This window comes from Rhizobium hidalgonense (assembly GCF_002914525.1).
GTDB lineage: Bacteria > Pseudomonadota > Alphaproteobacteria > Rhizobiales > Rhizobiaceae > Rhizobium > Rhizobium hidalgonense.
This window is the reverse complement of record NZ_LODW01000044.1, coordinates 61,022-81,664: the sequence shown is the minus strand read 5'-3', so window position 1 is coordinate 81,664 and position 20,643 is coordinate 61,022. Positions and strand designations below refer to the sequence as shown.

The following is a 20,643-nucleotide window of genomic DNA, read 5'->3' as shown; positions in this document are numbered from 1 at the left end:
GAATGAAAGATGCGCTGGAGAACGCCGCTAAGGAAGCTTATGGATATTATAGCAAGCATAAGGAATCCTTTGGTATGGCATTGAACCTCGATCAGCTCGCAACCTTCGTCAACGTCGCCGATCTCGGAAGCTTTACGGCCGCCGCCGACAAGGAGGGGCTGACGCAACCGGCCGTCAGCTTGCAGGTCAAGGGACTCGAACAGCGTCTCGGCGTCCGGCTGATCGAGCGCGTCGGGCGGCGGGCGCAGCCGACCGCGGCAGGCCTCGACCTGCTTACGCATGCAAGGCGGCTGCTGCAGGAATCGGCCGCCGCCGAAGAGGCGATGATGCCCTATAGAGATGGCGCCAGCGGCCGCGTGCGCATCGGCAGCGGCGGCACGGCATCGATCCATCTGCTTCCTCGGGCCATCGCCGCCGCCAGAACATCCATGCCCGGCCTCGAAATTACCGTGCGCATCGGCGATGCCGACGACGTCTTACGCGATCTGGAGGCCAACAGCCTCGACATCGCCGTCGTTGCCCTGCCGGCCCCGGGACGCAACTTCGAGATCGAACCGTTCTACGAGGAGGAATTGCTGGCCGTCGCTCCCGCGGGCAGCCTCATACCCGACGGCGGACCGGACGCCGCCTTCATGCGGGACAGGACACTGCTGCTTTATGAAGGTGGCAACACGCGGCGGGCAATCGACGCGTGGCTGGCGCCACCGGACATGCGGATCCGGCCGGCAATGGAGTTCGGCAGCATCGAGGCGATCAAGGAGTTGGTCGCCGTCGGGCTCGGCTGGTCGATCCTGCCCGGACTGGCGCTGAAGCGCGACCGCGCCGGCCTCGTGACGACATCATCGCTGCAGCCGAAGCTCACGCGCCGGCTCGGCATGGTTCTGCGCCGCGACAAACATCTGACACGCGGCCTTCGCGAAATGATAAAATGCCTGCGCGAGTTCAAAGTTTAGCGGCCGCTTCCGACCATGGCACTCTCTTTCAGACCCGGCAGGAGGTGCGAAAAGCGTCAAGCGTAACAGCTCTTCAGCCGACTAATGTGTGGTAATATAATACCCTACATATAACTCATTGGTTTTGCTTACTCTTTTTTCAAGGCATCGGGAATGTCGATATTGACCCGCTGGCACATTCCCTCTATACACCGCGCCAGAACGCAGCCTGTCCGGGCTGCTTTCTTTTTGGCATGCGGCAAGCCTGCCAATCCAAGCAACAAGAAACGCCCTTCAAGCCTTCGGGCCAAGGGTCTCAAAAGAGAGTATTCACTATGGCAACCTTCTCCCAGAAGCCTGCAGAGGTGGAGAAGAAGTGGGTGATCATCGACGCCGAAGGGCTGGTCGTTGGCCGTCTCGCTTCCATCATCGCTATGCGCCTGCGCGGCAAGCACAAGGCAACCTTCACACCCCACGTTGACGACGGCGACAACGTCATCGTCATCAATGCCGACAAGGTGGTTTTCACCGGCAAGAAGTATTCCGACAAGGTTTACTACTGGCACACCGGTTTTGCCGGCGGCATCAAGGAACGCACCGCGCGCCAGATCATCGAAGGCCGCTTCCCGGAGCGCGTCCTCGAAAAGGCCGTCGAACGCATGGTTCCGCGCGGCCCGCTCGGCCGTCGCCAGATGAAGAACCTGCGCGTCTACGCCGGCTCCAACCATCCCCATGAAGCCCAGCAGCCGGTCGCCCTCGACGTTGCCGTGCTCAACAAAAAGAATGTAAGGAGCGCCTGATCATGGCTGACCTCTCCTCCCTGAAGGATCTCGGCACGGTTTCTGAAGCTGCTGCTCCGGCCCACGTCCGCAAGGTCGATTCGCTCGGCCGCTCCTACGCGACCGGCAAGCGCAAAAACGCCGTCGCCCGCGTCTGGGTCAAGCCGGGCTCCGGCAAGATCATCGTCAACGGCAAGGAATTCGCGGAATATTTCGCTCGTCCGGTGCTGCAGATGATCCTGCGTCAGCCGATCGTTGCGGCTGCCCGTGACGGCCAGTTCGACATCATCGCAACCGTCGCCGGCGGCGGCCTGTCCGGCCAGGCCGGTGCCGTTCGCCACGGTCTGTCCAAGGCGCTCACCTACTTCGAACCGGGCCTGCGCTCGGTGCTGAAGAAGGGCGGCTTCCTGACCCGCGACAGCCGCGTCGTCGAACGCAAGAAGTACGGCAAGGCGAAGGCCCGCCGCTCGTTCCAGTTCTCGAAGCGTTAATCGCTTCGGACAGACGAGATTACGAAGGCCGGGGCAACCCGGCCTTTTTTGTTGGGCAATCGGCTTTTGATAAAGGGCAGAACCACGGCAGCGCTGCGGTAACGGCTTGCCAAACAAAAGCAGAAGCAGCGCGCTTGAAAGATTGCGACACGTTTAGAGCAATTGCAGGAAAAGGGCGAAGTGGGTTTTCTCAGGCAAAGCGAAACGCTTTTGCCAGGCAAGCGCGAAGCGCTTTTGCGGGGACACAAGAGACGAGTGGTTCTGCGCTTCCGGGGAAACTTGGCCGCTCTCGTCCTTCGGGGCGACGTACGTCAGTTGGAGGAGAGCGCTGCCATGCCGTTACCGTCCGTCATGTCGTCCTGCCTGAGAGCGACCAGGATTTCGTCAACGACGGCTTCCGCACCCGCCGGGGTGAAATGCACCTTGTCGGAAATGAAGGTCTTGCCTTCCCGCGCCAGATCGCATCGGCCCGTCTCTATCCCACAGAAAATCTTCGCCGGATCAACGCGCAGGACATGTCTGTCCTTGGGATCGTCGAGATAGGCGTAGGAAGGCGACGATTGCTGGAGAAAATCATCCTGAGCGATCGTGATCGTCGGCGCCGGCGTACCCTTATGCATCAGTTTCGCGACCTTGGCGGCGATTTCCGTGTCGCCGCGGGGATGAGGATAGATAATGACGACGCGGATGCCGGCTGATGTCAGCGCGCCGACGGTTTTGTCGAAAGCATCCCTTAACCTCTGCCCTCCGTCCGATATCGCGACTTCCTCGCCGTTGAAGATATAGCGCGGCTGCTCGAAAAAGATCTTCCAGGAAGCCGCGAGAAAGACCGTTTTCACCTTGCTCTTGACGAGATAGTCGATCGCCGCGGCGTTGAAGGTGCCGCAGTCGCGCGCCTGATGAGGGAGCATCGAGACGTCGGCAACCGGCGCGCAGAAGCTGTGAGTGATCTGTTGCAGGCCGATATTCATGCTGTCCAAGCGCTTGGCCAGCGCCGGCGTCAGCGACGATGCCAGGGAATCTCCGAGGATTGCGTATGTCTCTGCGTGGCTGCCGTTGAATATGCAATCTTCAATCGGCATCGCATCCCAGCCCGACGAGCCCTCAAGAAGGCAGGTCTTGCTCCAATCATTGTCCGCCATGAATTCCTTGATCGGTGCTGGCAGACGCCATGGAATGCCGCGCGTATCGTGGCCGTAGATGCCGAAGGCGATGAAGGCTGCCAATACCAGGGATACCGATGCTACCAGGCTGCGGGTCGACGGCAGCAATCGGCGCTCGCGCCTTCGGAACGGCTGCTCGACGAGACGCCAGGAGCCATAGGCGAGCACAAGCGAAAGGCAGGCGAGAGCGCCCATCACGGCAAGCGAGGGTGGATCGATGCTGCGGATACGCGCAAAGGCAAAAAGCGGCTGATGCCAGAGATAGGCGCTGTAACTGATCCGCCCGATCAGGGTGAAGGCGCGTGTCGAAAGCAGTGCCGCCACAAAGGTTCCCTGCCGTGCGAAGAGCAGCACGAGCATCGCGCCCACCACCGGGACCAGGGCGAGCGAAGAGGGAATGGGCGAGGTTTCGTCGAAATAGAAGACGGAGAAGGCGATCATGCCGAATCCGAGCAGGGACAACGGATTGCTGCCGCGCTTCTGTCCCTTCAACTGCGCCAAGCTGCAGATCGATCCGGCCAGGAACTCCCAGGCCCGCGAGGGCAAGAAATAGAAATTGGCCGAGGGAAAGACGCGCGACGCCCACTCGCTATAGGCAAGGCTGGCAAACGCGATCGCAACCAGGACTGCAAAGAGCCAGTTCGGCCTGCGCTTCCACATGAATAGAACGAGCAGCGGAAAGAACATGTAATATTGCTCTTCGACGGCGAGGCTCCAGATGTGGAGCAACGGCACCTCTCCGGCCTCCGGCGCGAAATAGCCGCTCTTGAACCAGAACAGGAAATTGGCGCCGGAAAGACTGGTGGCAATCAGGCTGTCGGAGAATGTCCGAAACTCCTCCGGCATGACCCAGAGCCAGGCGAAGGGCAGACAGCAAAGGACGACGAGAAACAGGGCCGGCAGGAGCCGGCGGGCGCGGCGCTCATAGAATGCCGCCAGCGAGAAGGTGCCGTTGCGCATCTCCTCAAGAATGATCGAGGTGATCAGAAAGCCGCTGATCACGAAGAAAACGTCGACACCGATGAAGCCGCCGCTGAAGAAACTGAAGCCCGCATGAAACAGAATAACGGGCATCACCGCGGCCGCCCGCAGGCCGTCAATCTCTCTTCGGTAAATCACTAAAATATTCCCAAAAGTATAATGCTCTGCCGGCTATCAGGAGCGAATCTGCAACCCGGCCTTGCATAGGCAGTCGTGTCATTTTCTGCAAGTCTGACTTTTAGAAATAATTCTACTAAACCACCGCTTTTATCGAGATAGCGGCGCAGGAGGCTGGAGCGCGCTGTTGCAGAACCCCGGCGACATTGCTAGACAACGGGTAAAGCGCTTCAGGAACGACGGAGCCGCAGTCAGGGGCGCATGATGGGAACAACCAAATCCGCAGACAAATAGGCCGCAACAACTCTGCCCTGTTGTTGCGGCGTCTGTCTGGCCAATCCCGATACTGATGAGACAGATCGCCGCCGAACGAAATCATTTGAGCGGGTTCTTTCCCATGTCTTATCCAAAAATTCAGCGCTGGACCTATTCGGTGCCGGCAGCCTTGGCGTTGATGGCGCCTTTCGACATCCTGGCCTCCCTCGCCATGGATATCTATCTGCCGGTTGTGCCTGTTATGCCGAAGGCACTCGGCACCTCACCTGAAGTCATCCAGCTGACCCTCAGCCTCTATATGCTGGTGTTCGGCGCCGGGCAGATCGTCTTCGGCCCGATGTCCGATCTTGTCGGACGACGACCCGTGCTGCTCGCAGGAACGGCACTCTTTGCCACTTCCTCCTTGCTGCTTGCCGGCTCCTCGTCGGCATCGCTCTTCGTGGTGCTACGATTGCTGCAGGCCATCGGCGCCTCGGCAGCGCTCGTCGCAACCTTCGCAACCGTGCGTGACGTTTACGCCGGGCGTCCCGAAAGCAGCACCATCTATGGCCTTCTCGGCTCTATCCTCTCCTTCGTGCCTGCTTTGGGCCCGATCGCCGGAGCCTTGATCGCCGATCATTTCGGCTGGCGTGCCATCTTCCTGGTCATCGGCCTGCTATCGGTTGCCGCCCTTTTCAACGCCGGTAAGCGCTGGCATGAAACCCGCCCCAACGCCACCGCGAAGATCGCTGTCCGCCCGATCCTCACCAGCTTTCCCTTCTGGGTCTATACATCGGGCTTCAGCGCCTCGATGGGCGCCTTCTTCATCTTCTTCTCGACGGCGCCCCGTATCCTGATCGGTAAGGCCGGTTTCTCCGGTATCGGCTTCAGCCTCGTCTTCGCCACGGTGGCGCTCGTGATGATCGTGACAGCGCGGTTCGCCAGAGACTTCATCATGCGCTGGGGCATTGCAGGCAGCCTTGCCAGAGGCATGGCGATACTGCTTCTCGGCGCCATTCTACTTACCTTCGGAGAGTTGTTTCTGCAGCCTTCCCTGATGAGCTTCGTCGTGCCGATGTGGGTCATCGCGATAGGCATCGCCCTTGCGACGGCAGTCACCGCCAACGGCGCGCTCGACGCCTTCGGCAATACGGCAGGCACCGCGGTCGCGTTGTATTTCTGCGTCGAGAGCATCATCGTCGGCTTTGCCGGAACCGTGTTCGTGCTTCTGCTCGGCGGCGACAGCGCCTGGCCGCTCGTCGGCTATATCTGCGTGACGGCGCTGACGACGCTTTCTGGATTGTGGTCCCTGCGAGGACCGGCCTGATAGGCAGAAGGACGGTCGCTCGGTGACGACGAGCGGCCGTCATCCGAACGATTGCTTGAAATCTGCCCGCGCCTCGCCTACCCCTTTCTGCGCGTGAGCGGATCGCCATTTCCTTCGCGTGAGACCGGCCGTCCGCCCGGCGTCGAATGGCGCCTTGCAATGCAGCGTCCGCATCGAACGCGACCGTGGATCTGCGACCCGAAAAAAGGAGCATGACTTGGCGAACAGATCGATTGACCACGCCTTCACGGCGACCAGCCTTACCTCCGCCGCCGGCGACCCGACCTTTGCCGGAGCGCTGTCTTTCATGCGCCGCCGCTTCACCAAGGAGCTTGCCGGCGTCGACGTTGCCGTCTGGGGCATTCCCTTCGATGCCGCGACCTCGAACCGGCCAGGCACACGCTTCGGGCCGCAGGCAATCCGCCGGGCTTCGGCGATCTTCGACAATGATCCGCAATATCCGTTCAACCGCGATCTCTTTACCGAGATGGCGGTGATCGACTACGGCGACTGCCTGCTCGACTACGGCAATCACCAGGATACGCCCGCGGCCATCGAACGCCAGGCGAACGCCATCCTCGACAGCGGCGCCTTCCTGCTGACGCTCGGCGGCGATCACTACATCACCTGGCCGCTGCTGAAAGCCCACGCGGCAAAACATGGGCCGCTTGCCCTTGTGCAATTCGATGCCCACCAGGATACCTGGTTCGACGAAGACCGGCGCATCGACCACGGCTCCTTCGTGGCCCGCGCCGTCCGCGAGGGCATCATCGATCCCGACCGCTCGATCCAGATCGGCATCCGCACCCATGCGCCGGAGGATTGCGGAGTCAATATTCTCTACGGCCATCAGGTCGAGGAGATGAGTGCCGGCGATATCGCTTCGGCGATCATCTCCCACACCCGCGGTGCGCCTGCCTATCTGACCTTCGATATCGATTGCCTCGATCCGGCCTTTGCGCCGGGTACCGGCACGCCGGTTGCCGGCGGCCCGTCGAGCGCCAAGATCCTCTCGGTGCTGCAGCGCCTGCACCAACTCGATATCCGCGGCGCCGATATCGTCGAGGTATCGCCGCCCTACGACCATGCCGATATCACCGCCATTGCGGGGGCAACAGTGGCGATGTATATGCTTGGCCTTCATGCCGAGCGACACGCCATCGCCGTGTCACAAGGCTGACTTATCATCTCAAAGTGAATCCGGAAATCTTCTGAACTCATTGAAAGCGCAGGTTAACATGGCACCGAAAATCTTCATCGACGGCGAACACGGCACGACGGGTCTGCAGATCCGCACGCGCATGGCCGGCCGCCGCGATGTCGAGCTTCTGTCCATTCCCGAGGCCGAGCGGCGCAACGCCGCCATGCGCGAGGACATGCTGAACGGCGCCGACATCGCCATTCTCTGCCTGCCCGACGACGCCTCCAAGGAAGCGGTTCAGATGGTTTCGGGCAACAACAACGTCCGTGTCATCGACACCTCGACCGCCTTCCGCGTCAATCCGGGCTGGGCCTATGGCTTTGCCGAAATGGACGGCGCGCAGGCCGACAGGATCAAGGCCGCCCGTTTCGTCGCCAACCCCGGCTGCTATCCGACGGGCGCGATCGGTCTTATCCGGCCGCTGCGCGCGGCCGGCATCCTGTCGGACGGTTATCCGGTGACGGTCAACGCGGTCTCCGGTTATACCGGCGGCGGCAAGCAGATGATCGCGCAGATGGAAAATCCCGGTCACCCGGATGCGATCACCGCGCCGCATTTCCTCTACGGCCTGCCGCTCATCCATAAACATGTGCCTGAAATGACCGTGCATGGCCTGCTCGACCGCGCCCCGATCTTCTCGCCATCGGTCGGCAAGTTCGCGCAGGGCATGATCGTGCAGGTGCCGCTGCATCTCGGCGATCTTGCCGAGGGCACGACGATGGAAAGCATCCATGCCGCCCTCGCCGCCCATTATGCCGGACAGGACATCGTCACCGTCGTGCCGCTTGCCGAAAGCAAGGCCCTGCCCCGCGTCAACGCCGTCGAACTCGAAGGCAAGGACACGATGAAGCTCTTCGTCTTCGGCACATCAGGCGCTTCGCAAGTCAATCTGGTGGCGCTGCTCGACAATCTCGGCAAGGGCGCCTCGGGGGCCGCCGTGCAGAACATGGACCTGATGCTCGCCTCCTGACATCATGACGCTCGATGCGTTTATCGCCGGCGTGCACGCCTGGTTTGCCGCCGCCCTGCCCGACCATGGCGTCTACGCGCTGATGGCCTTTGCCTTCATCGCCGGGCTCGCCCGCGGCTTTTCGGGCTTCGGCGCCGCACTGATCTTCGTTCCGCTTGGCGGCGCGATCGTCGGCCCAAAACTTATCTCACCGATCCTGCTCGTCATCGACGGCATTGCGTCACTCGGAATGATCCCACCGGCCTGGCGCGGCGCAAACCGGCGAGAAGTGTTCGTCATGGCGGCAGGCGCTGCGCTCGGCGTGCCGGCCGGCACGGCGATACTGGCGTTTCTCGACCCGCTGCTCTTGCGCTGGAGTATCACCATCATCGCCATCTGCCTGCTTGCGCTGCTGGTCTCGGGATGGCGTTACCATGGGGAGGCGTCCGCACCGCTCACCAGCGGCGTCGGCCTGATCGCCGGGCTTTTCAGCGGCGCAGCACAGCTCGGCGGGCCGCCTGTCGTCGCCTACTGGCTTGGCGGCAAGAGCGACTTCACACGCGTCAGGGCCAATGTCGTCCTCTATTTCTCGATCTCGTCGGTGTTCAGCGCCATCAGCTATTATTTCGGCGGACTGTTCGTGCCTGCCGTCTTCGCGCTCACCGTCGTCATCCTGCCAAGTTATGCGATCGGGCTCTACGGTGGCTCGAAACTCTTCGGGCTTGCCGAGGAGCGGACCTTCCGCATCGCCTGCTATATCCTGATCGCCGCTGCGGCGATCATCGGCATGCCGCTGCTCGATGGGGTGGTGCGTTAGAGCCCAATCCCATCGTCTGGGCACTCAATCTTGCTCGGCAATTGCCGTCCCATGCGGGTATTCGCCGTAAAAGCCGCGCCAGTTGGCGACGGCGAAACCGAAAACCACCAGGGCGCCGGCCTGATGCAGCAGGCCCCAGTGAAGCGGCACCTGCATCAGCAGCGTGACGATGCCGATCGCCGCCTGCAGCGTCACCAGCGCAAAGAGCACGACGGCGCGGCGGGCATGCGTGGTCCAGGCTGCGGCGCGAAGCGCGATTACCATATTGATCAACGTCAATGCGAAGAGCGTATAGGCGCCGATGCGGTGGATGAACTGCACCGTCTTCGGGTTCTCGAAGGCATTGATCCAGAAGGGCTGCTGGATCAGCAGGTCCGACGGGATGACGGCGCCGTCCATCAGCGGCCAGGTATTGTAGGAAAAACCGGCGTCCAACCCGGCCACCAGTGCGCCGAGATAGATCTGGAACAGCGCGAAAATGGCGATTGCGGCGGCAAAACCGCGCGAGCTGTGGGCCGGCGCCGGATCGTTGGAATGCGGTGACAGCCCGCGCATGATCCACATGCAGCCGGCAAAGATCAGGCAGGCCATGACCAGATGCGTCGCCAGCCTGTACTGGCTGACATCGGTGCGGACGGAGAGGCCTGACGATACCATCCACCAGCCGATGAAGCCCTGCAGGCCGCCGAGCGCCAGAATGCCCAGAAGCGGCCAGCGCAGCCGCTTTTCGATCCGCCCGGTCAGCCAGAAATAAAGGAGCGGCAGGGCGAAGATTACGCCGATGCCGCGGGCGATCAGCCGGTGCGCCCATTCCCACCAGAAAATACTCTTGAACTCATCGACGGTCATGGAGCTGTTCAATTGCTCAAATTCCGGAATGCGCTGGTAGAGGCGGAATTCCTCCTCCCATTCGGCAGCCGACAGCGGCGGGATGACACCGTGGATCGGCTTCCATTCGGTGATCGAGAGGCCGGAATTGGTCAGCCGCGTGGCGCCGCCGACCAGCACGAGACAGAAGAGCGCCAAAAGCACGAAACCAAGCCAGAAGCGCAAGGCGCGGCGGTCGCGGTTCTGCTTGCGCGCTTCGCTGAGAATCGCCTGTTCCGTGGTCGGGTTTGCGACGGCCATGATGTCTCCTTCTATCCGGCAGTTGATTTGCCCCACCGGCTCATGCAAAACAAGCCCCGAACCTTTGCGGCATGCCGTCGCGCCGGTTCGTTCCGTTCCTGTCGAGAGATAATTGATGCCCGTCCGCCTCCGCAAATTCATCGGCACGATCCTCATCATCGTGCTCGTGCTGGTCTATGCGCTGGTGGCGAATACGATCGCGGTGGCAACGCTCGGCAACGCGCCCTGGTGGGGGCATCTGCTCTATTTCCTGCTCACCGGTCTGCTCTGGGTCCTGCCGGCGATGGTGATCATCAAATGGATGGCCGGACCGCGGCAGCAATAGGCCATTAACGGCCGAATAACCGTGATCGGTGGAAAACCTCGCCCCTCGCCTGCGAATAAACCAAATATACGTCCTGCATTCCTACCTTCCCGCTCAGCATTCTTGACCGGAGAAAAGCCGTGCAGACGCAAAAGCTCGATGTTCATGAACAGCCGTCGAAGGACGGGGCGCTGGCCCAAACGGCCATTTCACGCCTGCGTCAGCTGAGCATGAAACTCGCCATGGCCGAAGTCCATATCGAAGTCTTCGACGCAATGCAGCCGTTGGAGAACGACTGGCGGGCGCTGGAGCGCGACAATCTCCAGTCCCTGCATCAGAGCTATGACTGGTGCGCCGCCTGGGTGAGCGCCTTTCAGCGGCCGCTGGCGATCCTCAAAGGCACCTATGCCGGGAAGGCCGCGTTCATTCTGCCGGTTGAAATCGTCAGGTCGCGTGGGCTCGCCGTTGCAAAATTCATCGCCGCCGATCATAGCAACATCAATACCGGCCTGTTCTCGGAAGGCTTTGCTGAAACCGGTGGGAGCATCGATCCTCGCGACTTCGCCGGCCGGCTCGAGCAGGCGCTGAAGGGCCGCGCCGATCTGCTGCTCTTGCAGAACATTCCGCTGGAATGGCGCGGGCGGCAGAGCCCGCTTGCTGGCCTGCCGATGGTGCAGAACCAGAACCATGCCTACCAGCTGCCGTTCCTCTCCAGCTTCGAGGAGACGCTGAAGCAGCTCAATGCCAAGAACCGGCGCAAGAAATTCCGTGTTCAGTCGAAACGCCTCGAAGCGGCCGGCGGCGTCCAATACATCCTTCCCGAGACATCAGAAGAACAACACCGCCTGCTCGATATTTTCTTCCGGCTGAAGAGCGCCCGCTTCGCCAGCCTCGGCCTGCCCGACGTCTTCGCCGACAGGGAGACACAGGCCTTCCTGCACCGCCTCATCGACAAGCGGGATGACGATCGGCAATATTTCGGGCTGCAGATGCACGTGCTGCGGCTCAACGGCGGGCACGAAGAGCGGATCGCCGCGATTTCGGGGATTTCGCGCAAGGGCGACCACATCATCTGCCAGTTCGGCGCGATCGATGAAGAGCTCGTGCCGGATACCAGCCCCGGCGAATTCCTCTATTGGCAGACCATCTCGGGACTGCATGGCAAGGGTGTGGCGCTGTTCGATTTCGGCCTCGGCGACCAGACCTATAAACGGTCTTGGGCGCCGGTGGAGACCGCGCATTACGACGTGGTGCTGCCGGTCTCGCCGTTCGGCGTCGCCGCCGGTGCCGCGCACCGGATTGTCACCCGCGGCAAGGCGCATATCAAGGCGCGCCCGAAGCTCTACAAATTCGCCCAGGGCATCCGCGCGCGGTTCGGCTGAGCGATTGAAGCATACGCCTTAAATCTTTGAATTTTATGCGGCCTGACCGAGCGTCTGCTCGGCCCCGTCGCCGCCCGACATCAGCACAACGCGTTCGTAGCCCGCAGCCTGGAATTCCGTCATCAGGGCGACGAAGATCGTCTCCTCGACCTCAGGCAGGGAGAGGATGATCTCGACATCCCGGCTGCGCGTCAGCCGTGAGACGCCGGCGACATCGGCCGAACCGCATTCGACCACCACGAGGTCATAGGCGGCCGCCAGCGCATCGAGCAGCAGCGACAGCCGGTCGACACCGCGCATGGCGCGGCGAACGTCGCTCTGGCCCTGCGGGATCAGATGGGCATCGGAAAGACGATCGCTGTGGATCGTGTCGCCGAAGGCGGCCTCGCCGCACAAGAGATCGGTGACACCAGGAGCGACCTGGTCTTCGGCCATCAGTTCTGTGGGATAACCGGAACCGGTCATGTCGATCAGGATGACGCGGCGGCCGGCATCGGCGAGCATGCGGGTCAGCAAAACCGTTGCCGCCGAGCCGTTGTCACCGGTCGGAGATATCGCGATGGCCAGCGGTGCGCGGCTGCCCGTCAGATAATCCGCAACGGAGGCGACGGAGAATTCATTCTCGTCCTGCAGCGGCTGCTCGGCGGCCTCGCTGTCTTCGATCGCGTCCTGTTCGTCTTCATCGCCGACAATGGCGAGCATGCTCGGCTGGATGGGCTTTCTGACGGCAGCGACAACCGGAGCGGCCTGCGGCGCATGCCTCTCCTCGACAAGGGTTTCCGCCTCCATCGTCTCACGAGCCCCATCGAGCGGCCGGAGCGCTCGGCCGCTGAACAGTTCGGCCAGCATGGTGACGATGGCGCTCAAGATCAAAGTCGCGACGGCAGCGACGATGACGATCGGCACCACCTTGGGGAAATAGGGATCGACCGGCTCGATGGCCTTGGAAACGATACGCGCATCGGCCGGGCTCGAATTGCTGTCGGCGCGGGAAGCGGCCTCGCGGTAGCGCACCAGATAGGTTTCGAGCAGCTGGCGCTGGGCCGTCGCCTCGCGCTCCAGCGCATTGAGGCCGACCTCGTCCTCACCGGCGCGGGCGCTGTTGGCCTGCACCGTGTCCGACTGGCGCTCGAGCTCGCTGGCGCGGAGATCCGCGACCTTGGACTCGTTCTCGATGCTCGTCAGAATCTTCTGCGTTTCCTGACGGATCTGGGTGCGGATGTCGGCGAGCTGGGCCCGCAGGCTTTTCAGCCGCGGATGATTGTTGAGAAGGCTGGTCTGCAGATCCGAGATCTGCGACTGCAGGCCGGATTCCGTCGCTTTCAGCCGCTGGATCGCCTGAGAGGACATGATGTCGGGCAGCGTATCGGAGGCCTCGCCCGAAGACAGCGCATTGCGCACCGCTTGCGCCCTCGCCTCGGCATTGGCCTTGTCGCCGCGCACGCGGGTCAACTCGGCGGAGATATCGTTCAGCTGCTGGGCCGGAAAGGTGGTCGTGCCATTGGTCTGCAACAGCCCGTGGGAGGTGCGGTATTCGGCAACTTTCTTCTCGGCTTCGCTGACCTTGCGGCGCAGGCCCTCAATCTCAGGCTCCAGCCAGCGTGTCGCTTCCGAATTGGAATCGAGCTTGGCGCCGCTCTGGGTCGACAGATAGACATTCGCCATAGCGTTCGGAATGGCGGCAGCGAGCTTCGGATCCTTCGAGGTGAAACTGATGCCGATGACGCGTGAACCAGGCACCTGGTAGACCTGCAGGCGTTCGACGAAGGCATCGATCACCCGCTCTTCCGGCGGATTTTCCAGCGGGTTCTTCTTCAAATGCAGCTTTACCAGGATGCTGCTCATTGCAGAGCCGTTGGCGGCATCGTCGAATTCCGGCAGGTTATAAAGCTTCAGGTCGTTGATGACCTTCTTCAGGAGATCGGCCGATTGCAGCAGCTGCACCTGGCTAGCGATATTCAGTTCATCCATCAGCGGGCCGGCGCCGGCGTCGTTGACCTGCTGGGTGCTGGCGAAGGCGGGCGCGCGGGGTTCAATCAGGATGCGTGTTTCGCTGCGATATTGCGGCGACATGATCTTGGCGCCGGCAAAAGCGACGCCCGCCCCTATGAGGGTAATCGTCAAAATCCGCAGACGGCGCGCCCAGACGGCGCGGACCAGCTGGCCGAGGTCGATGTCCACATCCTGATCACGCGCTACGCCGGACATGCTCTTACTCCACAACAAAGGTGCCGCAAGCGTAAACGACCATGGTAACTCAACGGTTAATGGCAATCCTGCAGAGTAATGAGCAACTTCGGTAAAGGAACGCGGGAAATTGCAAGCAGCCTTTACCGGGCATTAACCCTAACGGATCGATAACGGCTCTACCAAGTTCATTTTCGTGAGCACGAACGGATGTCTGTCGTCCAGCCCAAAATCCTTCTGGCCCTGAGCCTTGCAGCCATGACGGCAGCATTGGGCGGCTGCACGACGTACAAACCGGCGCCGAAAGCCTTTAACGAGGCGACCATCCAGCCCTATACGCTCGATAGCGGCGACCGGCTGCGTGTTACCGTCTTCGACCAGCAGAGCCTGACGAACACCTACACCGTGGATCAGGCCGGCTATATCGCCTTCCCGCTCATCGGCCAGGTCCCTGCCCGCGGCCGAACCCTACAGCAACTCTCGGGGCAGATCGCCCAGAAACTGCAGCAGGGCTATCTTCGCGATCCCGACGTCACCATCGATGTCGATCGCTATCGTTCGATCTTCCTCATGGGTGAAGTCGGCCAGCCCGGCCAGTATGCCTATGTCCCCGGCATGACCGTACAGAATGCCATCGCGGTTGCCGGCGGCTTTACCAGCCGCGCCAACCAGAGCATGGTCGACGTCACCCGTAAGATCAACGGACAGGTGCTGACCGGTCGCATCAACATATCGGGGCCGATCATCGCCGGCGACACGATCTACGTTCGCGAACGGCTGTTCTGAGCGATGGCAACACAAAGGCCGCTCCGCATTCTCCATTGCTTCAGATCGCCGGTCGGCGGAATTTTCCGCCATGTCCGCGATCTCGTCGAGGAGCATAGCAGGGCCGGCCATCATATCGGCATTCTCTGCGACAGCTCGACCGGCGGCGACTATGAGGACAGCCTGTTCGACGATATCCGTCCCTATCTCTCGCTTGGTCTGACACGCGTGCCGATCCGCCGTTCTATCAGCCCGTCGGACATTGCGACGATGTGGGATACATACAAGAAAATCAAAAGTTTGCGGCCGGATGTGCTGCACGGACACGGCGCCAAGGGCGGCGTGCTCGCGCGACTTGCCGGCTCAGCTCTGCGGGTGAACAGGTATCGCGTAGCCCGCCTCTATACCGCGCATGGCGGAAGCCTGCATTATTCGCGTTCCTCGCTCGGTGGACAGTTCGTCCTCAGGATGGAGCGCCTGCAGGAATATTTCACCGATGCGCTGGTTTTCATCTGCGAATATGAGCGCGACACCTATGCGCGCAAGGTGGGCAAGCCGCGGACGAAGACGAGACTGATCTATAACGGCATCGCCGAGCGCGATTTCGAGCTGATCCCCACCCGGTCGGATGCCGTGCATTTCATCTATGTGGGCATGCTGCGGGACCTCAAGGGTCCCGATCTGTTTGTCGATGCCTTCGCCAAGACCGAACGGTTGCTCGGCAGACCGCTGTCGGCGCTGATGATCGGCGACGGACCGGATCGCGACCGCTATCGCGAGATGATGGTCGAACGCGGCCTCGGCAAACGCATCGGCATGCTGCCGGCGATGCGGGTCCATGAAGCCTTCTCGATGGCGCAGAACCTCGTCGTTCCCTCGCGCGCCGAAGCCATGCCCTATATCGTGCTCGAGGGGCTCGGGGCCGGCAAGACGATCATCGCCAGCCGTGTCGGCGGCATTCCCGAGGTGCTCGGCCCCGACAGCGCAGCCCTGGTGGAGGCCGGCAATTCCGACGATCTCGCCCGCGTCATGGCGGAAACGCTGAGCACGCCCGACTGGCATGCCAGGACGATGCCGAAGCCCGAGGCGGTGAAGGCGGTGTTTTCCTCCGCCGTCATGGCGCGCGATGTCCTGAAATTGTACCACGAGCTCGTTGATCCCACTGCCGGCCGCGCGATGCCCGCCGCCCCGTAAATCTTTCTTAGGGGCTTTCTGGTACTTCGCTGGGTGACAACGAGCGAAAAGCCCCATGAACAAGCTGGAAAGAGGCGATCAATTCGACGTGGAAGCACTGCGCAAGCAGGTCTCCGACATCGAGGCGCGCGGCGACGCGGGTCAGGAAAAACCGTCCGACCCGACAGAAATCAACCCCTATGCCCGGCAGATCGCCGAACAGTTCCGCGACGGAACCAATTCGCCTGTGATCATTATCGGGCAATTGCGGCTGCTGGAATTCCTGGCGCTCTTTTCGATCGCCCTGATCGCCCACTATTTTTGGCCCGGCGACGGCTATGATTCATCGCTGGTGCGGGCTGGCATGGCGGCAGTCGCCTCGGCCTTGACCGTCATCGGCCTGCAGCTTGCCGACACCTATACGATTCCGGCGCTTCGGGCCAAACTGCGCCCGATTCCGCGCATCCTGGCGTCGTGGACGATCGCGCTTCTCCTGACCGTCGGCCTGTTCGCGCTGGTTCGCGGCAGCACATGGGCGATGGTCTTCGACGCCTATATGCCCTGGTTTACGGCCGGCGCTCTCTTCCTTGCGGCCGAGCGTTTCCTCGTCGCCTACGGCATCCGCAACTGGGCGCGCAACGGCATCATGGAGCGCCGCGCCGTCATCGTCGGCGGCGGCGAGCCGGCCAAGGAGCTGATCCGCATCCTCGAACAGCAGGATGACAACGACATCCGCATCTGCGGCATCTTCGACGATCGCGGCGAACAGCGCTCGCCGATCATGGTCGCCGGTTATCCGAAGCTCGGCACTGTGGCAGAACTGGTCGAATTCGTGCGGCTGACACGCATCGACATGCTGATCATCGCCCTGCCGCTTTCAGCCGAGGCGCGTATCTACGACCTTTTGAAGAAACTCTGGGTTCTGCCGGTCGACATCCGCCTTGCCGCGCATGCCAACCGGCTGCGCTTCCGGCCGCGCGCCTATTCGCATGTCGGCTCGGTGCCGATGCTCGACATTTTCAAGATGCCGATCCGCGACTGGGATTCGGTTGCCAAGCGCGGCTTCGATATCTTCTTCACCCTCGTCGCGCTGGCGCTGCTCTGGCCGGTAATGGTGGCGACGGCGATCGCCATCAAGGCGACCTCCGAAGGCCCAGTTTTCTTCATGCAGAAGCGGCATGGCTTCAACAACGAAATCATCAACGTCTTCAAATTCCGCTCGATGTACACCAATATGGCCGACCCCACAGGCAAGGCCGCGGTGACCAAGGCTGATCCGCGTGTCACTCGCGTCGGCCGTATCATCCGCAAGAGCTCGATCGACGAATTGCCACAGCTTTTCAACGTACTGAGAGGCGAACTTTCACTGGTCGGCCCGCGCCCGCATGCCGTGCTCGCCCAGGCCCGCGATCGTGCCTTTTCCGATGTCGTCGAGGGGTATTTCGCCCGTCACCGCGTCAAGCCCGGCGTCACCGGCTGGGCGCAGATCAACGGCTGGCGCGGCGAAGTGGACAATGACGAGAAGATCAAATTCCGCACCGCCTACGACCTCTATTACATCGAGAACTGGTCGCTCTGGTTCGATCTCAAGATCCTGTTCCTGACGCCGATCCGGCTGCTCAACACGGAAAACGCCTATTGAGCGCGATCGAGGCGACATATCCCCGTGTCGCCCAGCCGCAGCGGATGGCGCTGCGCCTGATCGGCTCGGCCTTCGTCGCCTTCGGCGTCTTCCTCTCCGGTTTCGTGATCGACGAGCCGGCGCCCTACGAACTCTGGATGGCGGGACTGATCGGCCTCTGGTTCATCCTCGGCCTCAGGATTTCGCGCGGCGTCGCACCGCTGCTTGCGCTGCTGCTCACCTTCAACATCGGCGGCATGCTGTCGCTGACGCAGATGAAGGATCTGGCGACCGGGCCGATGTATATCGCCGTGTCGACCTTCCTGGCGCTGACGGCGGTCTTCTACGCCGCCATCATCGAGGACAGCCACAAGCGGCTGCCGCTGATCTTCAACGCCTGGACCTTCGCCGCCGTCGCCACTTCTGCACTCGGCATACTCGGCTATTTCCACGCCTTTCCGGGCGCTGAGATCTTCACGCTCTATGACCGCGCCAAGGGCGCCTTCCAGGACCCGAACGTCTTCGGTCCCTTTCTCGTGCCGCCATCGCTCTATCTCGTCCATGGCATCCTGGTGGGCGACCTGAAGAAATCGCCGTTGAAGGCTCTCGCCCTGCTCGTGCTGGCGCTCGGCATCTTCCTGTCCTTTTCCCGCGCTGCCTGGGGGCTCTTCGCCCTCGGCGTGGTGCTGTTGATTTTCATCATGCTGCTGAAGGAGCGCAGTGGCGCCTTTCGCCTGCGAGTCCTGGTGCTGTCGCTGGCGGCTATCATCATGCTGGTCGCCTCGCTGCTGGTGGCGCTGCAAATCCCGAAGGTCGCCGAACTGTTTTCGGCGCGCGCTCAGCTGGTGCAGCAATATGACGGCGAACATCTCGGCCGCTTCGAGCGCCACCGGATCGGCTTCACCATGATGATGGAGCGTCCGCTCGGCATCGGCCCGCTGGTGTTCGGCACGATGTTTCCCGAGGACGAGCACAATATCTGGCTGAAATCACTCACCACCTATGGCTGGCTCGGCTTCGTCAGCTATGTCGGCATGCTTGTCTGGACGCTCGCGCTCGGCTTCCGATACCTGCTGCTCGACCGACCCTGGCAGCCCTTCCTGATGATCGCCTGGATCTCGATCCTCGGCCATGCGACGATCGGCAACGTCATCGATATCGACCACTGGCGCCATGTCTATCTGCTCTTCGGCACGGTCTGGGGCTGCGCGGCGCTGGAAGTGCGCCATAGGCGCGGCCAGAGGAAATAGCGCCTGCGGCGCTGCCTATTTCGTCGCGCCTGCCGTCAAGCCGGCAATAAACCGCCGTTGGAAAACCAGATAGGTCAGAATGAGCGGGAAGATTACGATCACCGCGCCGGCGGTCAGCACCGGCGTATTGACGGTGTAACGCCCCTGGAAAAACAGCATGCCGAGCGGCAACGTCCGGTAGGCATCGTCATTGACCAGAATGAACGGAATGAGAAACTCGTTCCAGGTCCAGATGAACAGGAAGAGCGCCAGCGTCGACATTGCCGGTATCATCAGCGGGATAACGATCTTGCGCAGGATATGGAAGCGTCCGGCGCCATCGAGGACTGCCGCTTCGAGAACCTCCTCCGGGAGTTGCTGCATAGCACTGGCGAGGAAGATCGTTGAGAAGGGTATCGACATGGCGATCTGCGGCACGATGAGAGCTGCATAGGTATTGATCAGCCCAAGATAGCGCATTTCGTAATAAAGCGGGATGATGAAGGCTTCCGCCGGCACCATCATGCCGAGCGTCAGGATCGCGAACAGCGTGCGCCGGAACGGAAATGACAGGTAGGCGAAGGCAAAACCGGTCAGCAGGCCCAAGAAGACGCTTGCGGCCACCACGGGGATGACGACAACGATCGAATTCCAGAAGTAAATGTTGAAATGCCCGGCATTCCAGGCATCGACGTAGTTTTCGAAATGCGGATAGGCCGGGAGGGCGAAAGCGCCCTTCAGAACGTCAGCCTTGCTCTTTATCGAGGTCAGCAGCAGGAGCAGGAACGGGGTGATCGTTACGAAAGCAAGAAGCCACAGCACGATGCGGAGGAAGAGCGCGGTGGGGATATTCGACGAGCGGCCCATCAAGCCAATCCTTTGCTTCTCGAGCCCACCAGCCGGTGAATTGCATAGTTGATTGCGAAAGTCAGCAAGGCGCCGACAATGGCGATGGCGGCGGCAGCGCCGAACCGATTGAGCTCGAAGCCGAGCTGGTACATGTAAATATTCGGCACGAGCGTCGCGTTGGCGGGTCCACCCCGGGTCATCGTGAAAATCAGGTCGAAGCTCTTGATCGAGGCGATCACCGTCAGCAGCAGAACCACCCTTATCTCAGGCATGAGAAGCGGCAGCGTTATCCAGAAAAAGGTCTTTCGCCCCGACGCGCCGTCGACCTTGGCAGCGTCGAAAAGCGACGGGTCAATGCGCTGAATTCCGGTCAGGAAGATGACCATGCAAAAACCGAAGAAATACCAGGTGGCAACGATCCCGACTGCGGGAAGCACAAAATTGAAATCTCCGAGCCAGGGCAATGCGAACCTGCCCAATCCGACCGCTCTCAGAAACTGGTTGAACGGGCCGAATGCCGGATTGTAGAGCCATGCCCAGATGATGCCCAACACGGCCGTCGGCATGATGTAAGGCAGGAACAGGAACGTTCTGAGGGCGAGCTGCTCGCGTTGCTTCAGATTCCACACACAGGCAGCAAGCGTGATGCCGAACACGAGCGGCAGGACGCAGTAGAAGATCATCAGCTCGGCATTGTTACGCAAGGCAATGTAGAAACGGCTGTCGGAAAAGAGATCGGCGTAATTGCCGAGGCCAACCCATCTGGGCATGGTCAAGCCGTCCCAACTGGTCAGGCTCAAACCCAAGGCCGCGACAATCGGCCCAAAGACAAAAGCCGTATAAAGCAGCAATCCAGGCAATAAATAGATGAAATTGGTCTGTTGCGGGCCATCCAGTGCGGAACGTTTCATCCAGTACCCCATGAAGCCAAAGCTCTGGTCATCGCGCAGCAAGCCGTGAGCTCGCAACGTTCATTTTCATATGATGAACAGG

The 20,643-nt window shown here is 61.3% G+C and carries 18 protein-coding genes; 13 read left to right on the top strand and 5 right to left on the bottom strand.

Annotation, left to right across the window (positions count from 1 at the left end; translation table 11 throughout):
* The first annotated feature begins 2 nt into the window (after positions 1-2).
* The 3 genes from ATY29_RS06750 to rpsI all read left to right on the top strand — a co-directional run bounded on the left by ATY29_RS06750 (position 3) and on the right by rpsI (position 2,202).
* Positions 3-953, top strand: a complete 951-nt coding sequence (locus ATY29_RS06750) for a LysR family transcriptional regulator (protein WP_193550347.1) — start codon at positions 3-5, stop codon at positions 951-953.
* A 314-nt stretch (positions 954-1,267) separates the two neighbouring features.
* Complete coding sequence (rplM, locus tag ATY29_RS06745) at positions 1,268-1,732, top strand: 50S ribosomal protein L13 (RefSeq protein ID WP_003573970.1); 465 nt, start codon at positions 1,268-1,270, stop codon at positions 1,730-1,732.
* Between the two features lie 2 nt (positions 1,733-1,734).
* Positions 1,735-2,202 (top strand): 30S ribosomal protein S9, encoded by a 468-nt coding sequence (gene rpsI / locus ATY29_RS06740; protein ID WP_003573972.1) that lies wholly within the window; start codon positions 1,735-1,737, stop codon positions 2,200-2,202.
* A 311-nt stretch (positions 2,203-2,513) separates the two neighbouring features.
* Here rpsI and ATY29_RS06735 read toward each other — a convergent pair whose 3' ends face one another.
* Complete coding sequence (locus tag ATY29_RS06735) at positions 2,514-4,484, bottom strand: acyltransferase family protein (RefSeq protein WP_097535603.1); 1,971 nt, start codon at positions 4,482-4,484, stop codon at positions 2,514-2,516.
* Positions 4,485-4,860: 376 nt separating this feature from the next.
* Between ATY29_RS06735 and cml the strand changes: the two genes are divergently transcribed.
* The 4 genes from cml (at position 4,861) to ATY29_RS06715 (ending at position 9,012) form a co-directional block, all read left to right on the top strand.
* Positions 4,861-6,045 (top strand): CmlA/FloR family chloramphenicol efflux MFS transporter, encoded by a 1,185-nt coding sequence (gene cml, locus ATY29_RS06730; RefSeq protein WP_097535601.1) that lies wholly within the window; start codon positions 4,861-4,863, stop codon positions 6,043-6,045.
* Positions 6,046-6,262: 217 nt separating this feature from the next.
* The gene (gene speB, locus ATY29_RS06725; protein ID WP_003573978.1) at positions 6,263-7,225 is read left to right on the top strand and encodes an agmatinase; all 963 of its coding nucleotides are present in this window, start codon (positions 6,263-6,265) and stop codon (positions 7,223-7,225) included.
* A gap of 58 nt (positions 7,226-7,283) precedes the next feature.
* Positions 7,284-8,216 (top strand): N-acetyl-gamma-glutamyl-phosphate reductase, encoded by a 933-nt coding sequence (gene argC, locus ATY29_RS06720; RefSeq protein ID WP_097535599.1) that lies wholly within the window; start codon positions 7,284-7,286, stop codon positions 8,214-8,216.
* 4 nt (positions 8,217-8,220) lie between these two features.
* Positions 8,221-9,012, top strand: a complete 792-nt coding sequence (locus ATY29_RS06715) for a sulfite exporter TauE/SafE family protein (RefSeq protein WP_003573981.1) — start codon at positions 8,221-8,223, stop codon at positions 9,010-9,012.
* A 24-nt stretch (positions 9,013-9,036) separates the two neighbouring features.
* On the opposite strand, the gene ATY29_RS06710 is transcribed toward ATY29_RS06715, so the two are convergent.
* Complete coding sequence (locus ATY29_RS06710; protein WP_003573982.1) at positions 9,037-10,140, bottom strand: COX15/CtaA family protein; 1,104 nt, start codon at positions 10,138-10,140, stop codon at positions 9,037-9,039.
* A 115-nt stretch (positions 10,141-10,255) separates the two neighbouring features.
* Between ATY29_RS06710 and ATY29_RS06705 the strand changes: the two genes are divergently transcribed.
* Positions 10,256-10,465, top strand: a complete 210-nt coding sequence (locus ATY29_RS06705; RefSeq protein ID WP_003573983.1) for a DUF2842 domain-containing protein — start codon at positions 10,256-10,258, stop codon at positions 10,463-10,465.
* 119 nt (positions 10,466-10,584) lie between these two features.
* Positions 10,585-11,826: a GNAT family N-acetyltransferase gene (locus ATY29_RS06700; RefSeq protein ID WP_003573984.1), complete on the top strand. Its 1,242-nt coding sequence runs from the start codon at positions 10,585-10,587 to the stop codon at positions 11,824-11,826.
* A gap of 33 nt (positions 11,827-11,859) precedes the next feature.
* On the opposite strand, the gene ATY29_RS06695 is transcribed toward ATY29_RS06700, so the two are convergent.
* On the bottom strand, positions 11,860-14,034 hold the full coding sequence (locus tag ATY29_RS06695) for a GumC family protein (RefSeq protein WP_003573985.1): 2,175 nt from the start codon (positions 14,032-14,034) through the stop codon (positions 11,860-11,862).
* Positions 14,035-14,223: 189 nt separating this feature from the next.
* Here ATY29_RS06695 and ATY29_RS06690 point away from each other — a divergent pair, with 189 nt between their 5' ends.
* From ATY29_RS06690 to ATY29_RS06675, 4 genes are read left to right on the top strand one after another with little or no spacing between them, the layout of a single operon-like run.
* A complete protein-coding gene (locus ATY29_RS06690) occupies positions 14,224-14,799 on the top strand; it encodes a polysaccharide biosynthesis/export family protein (RefSeq protein ID WP_003573986.1) in 576 nt (191 codons plus the stop codon).
* Between the two features lie 3 nt (positions 14,800-14,802).
* Entirely contained in the window at positions 14,803-15,972 is a 1,170-nt protein-coding gene (locus tag ATY29_RS06685; RefSeq protein WP_097535597.1) for a glycosyltransferase family 4 protein, read from the top strand.
* A 55-nt stretch (positions 15,973-16,027) separates the two neighbouring features.
* Positions 16,028-17,593: an undecaprenyl-phosphate glucose phosphotransferase gene (locus ATY29_RS06680; RefSeq protein ID WP_097535595.1), complete on the top strand. Its 1,566-nt coding sequence runs from the start codon at positions 16,028-16,030 to the stop codon at positions 17,591-17,593.
* Positions 17,590-18,822: an O-antigen ligase family protein gene (locus tag ATY29_RS06675; RefSeq protein ID WP_025415858.1), complete on the top strand. Its 1,233-nt coding sequence runs from the start codon at positions 17,590-17,592 to the stop codon at positions 18,820-18,822. The genes ATY29_RS06680 and ATY29_RS06675 overlap by 4 nt, the downstream gene beginning before the upstream one ends.
* 15 nt (positions 18,823-18,837) lie before the next feature.
* Here ATY29_RS06675 and ATY29_RS06670 read toward each other — a convergent pair whose 3' ends face one another.
* Both ATY29_RS06670 and ATY29_RS06665 read right to left on the bottom strand, forming a co-directional pair.
* Positions 18,838-19,668, bottom strand: coding sequence for a carbohydrate ABC transporter permease (locus ATY29_RS06670; protein ID WP_025415857.1), 831 nt, complete (start codon positions 19,666-19,668; stop codon positions 18,838-18,840).
* Complete coding sequence (locus ATY29_RS06665; protein WP_025415856.1) at positions 19,668-20,561, bottom strand: carbohydrate ABC transporter permease; 894 nt, start codon at positions 20,559-20,561, stop codon at positions 19,668-19,670. The genes ATY29_RS06670 and ATY29_RS06665 overlap by 1 nt, the downstream gene beginning before the upstream one ends.
* Positions 20,562-20,643: the final 82 nt, after the last annotated feature.

Coding starts and splice junctions, on each gene's coding strand:
- ATY29_RS06685 (WP_097535597.1), top strand. CDS start 14,803: ATGGCAACACAAAGGCCGCTCCGCATTCTCCATTGCTTCAGATCGCCG.
- ATY29_RS06680 (WP_097535595.1), top strand. CDS start 16,028: ATGAACAAGCTGGAAAGAGGCGATCAATTCGACGTGGAAGCACTGCGC.
- ATY29_RS06705 (WP_003573983.1), top strand. CDS start 10,256: ATGCCCGTCCGCCTCCGCAAATTCATCGGCACGATCCTCATCATCGTG.
- ATY29_RS06665 (WP_025415856.1), bottom strand. CDS start 20,561: ATGAAACGTTCCGCACTGGATGGCCCGCAACAGACCAATTTCATCTAT.
- ATY29_RS06695 (WP_003573985.1), bottom strand. CDS start 14,034: ATGTCCGGCGTAGCGCGTGATCAGGATGTGGACATCGACCTCGGCCAG.
- rplM (WP_003573970.1), top strand. CDS start 1,268: ATGGCAACCTTCTCCCAGAAGCCTGCAGAGGTGGAGAAGAAGTGGGTG.
- ATY29_RS06690 (WP_003573986.1), top strand. CDS start 14,224: ATGTCTGTCGTCCAGCCCAAAATCCTTCTGGCCCTGAGCCTTGCAGCC.
- ATY29_RS06750 (WP_193550347.1), top strand. CDS start 3: ATGAAAGATGCGCTGGAGAACGCCGCTAAGGAAGCTTATGGATATTAT.
- ATY29_RS06710 (WP_003573982.1), bottom strand. CDS start 10,140: ATGGCCGTCGCAAACCCGACCACGGAACAGGCGATTCTCAGCGAAGCG.
- argC (WP_097535599.1), top strand. CDS start 7,284: ATGGCACCGAAAATCTTCATCGACGGCGAACACGGCACGACGGGTCTG.
- ATY29_RS06670 (WP_025415857.1), bottom strand. CDS start 19,668: ATGGGCCGCTCGTCGAATATCCCCACCGCGCTCTTCCTCCGCATCGTG.
- ATY29_RS06715 (WP_003573981.1), top strand. CDS start 8,221: ATGACGCTCGATGCGTTTATCGCCGGCGTGCACGCCTGGTTTGCCGCC.
- rpsI (WP_003573972.1), top strand. CDS start 1,735: ATGGCTGACCTCTCCTCCCTGAAGGATCTCGGCACGGTTTCTGAAGCT.
- cml (WP_097535601.1), top strand. CDS start 4,861: ATGTCTTATCCAAAAATTCAGCGCTGGACCTATTCGGTGCCGGCAGCC.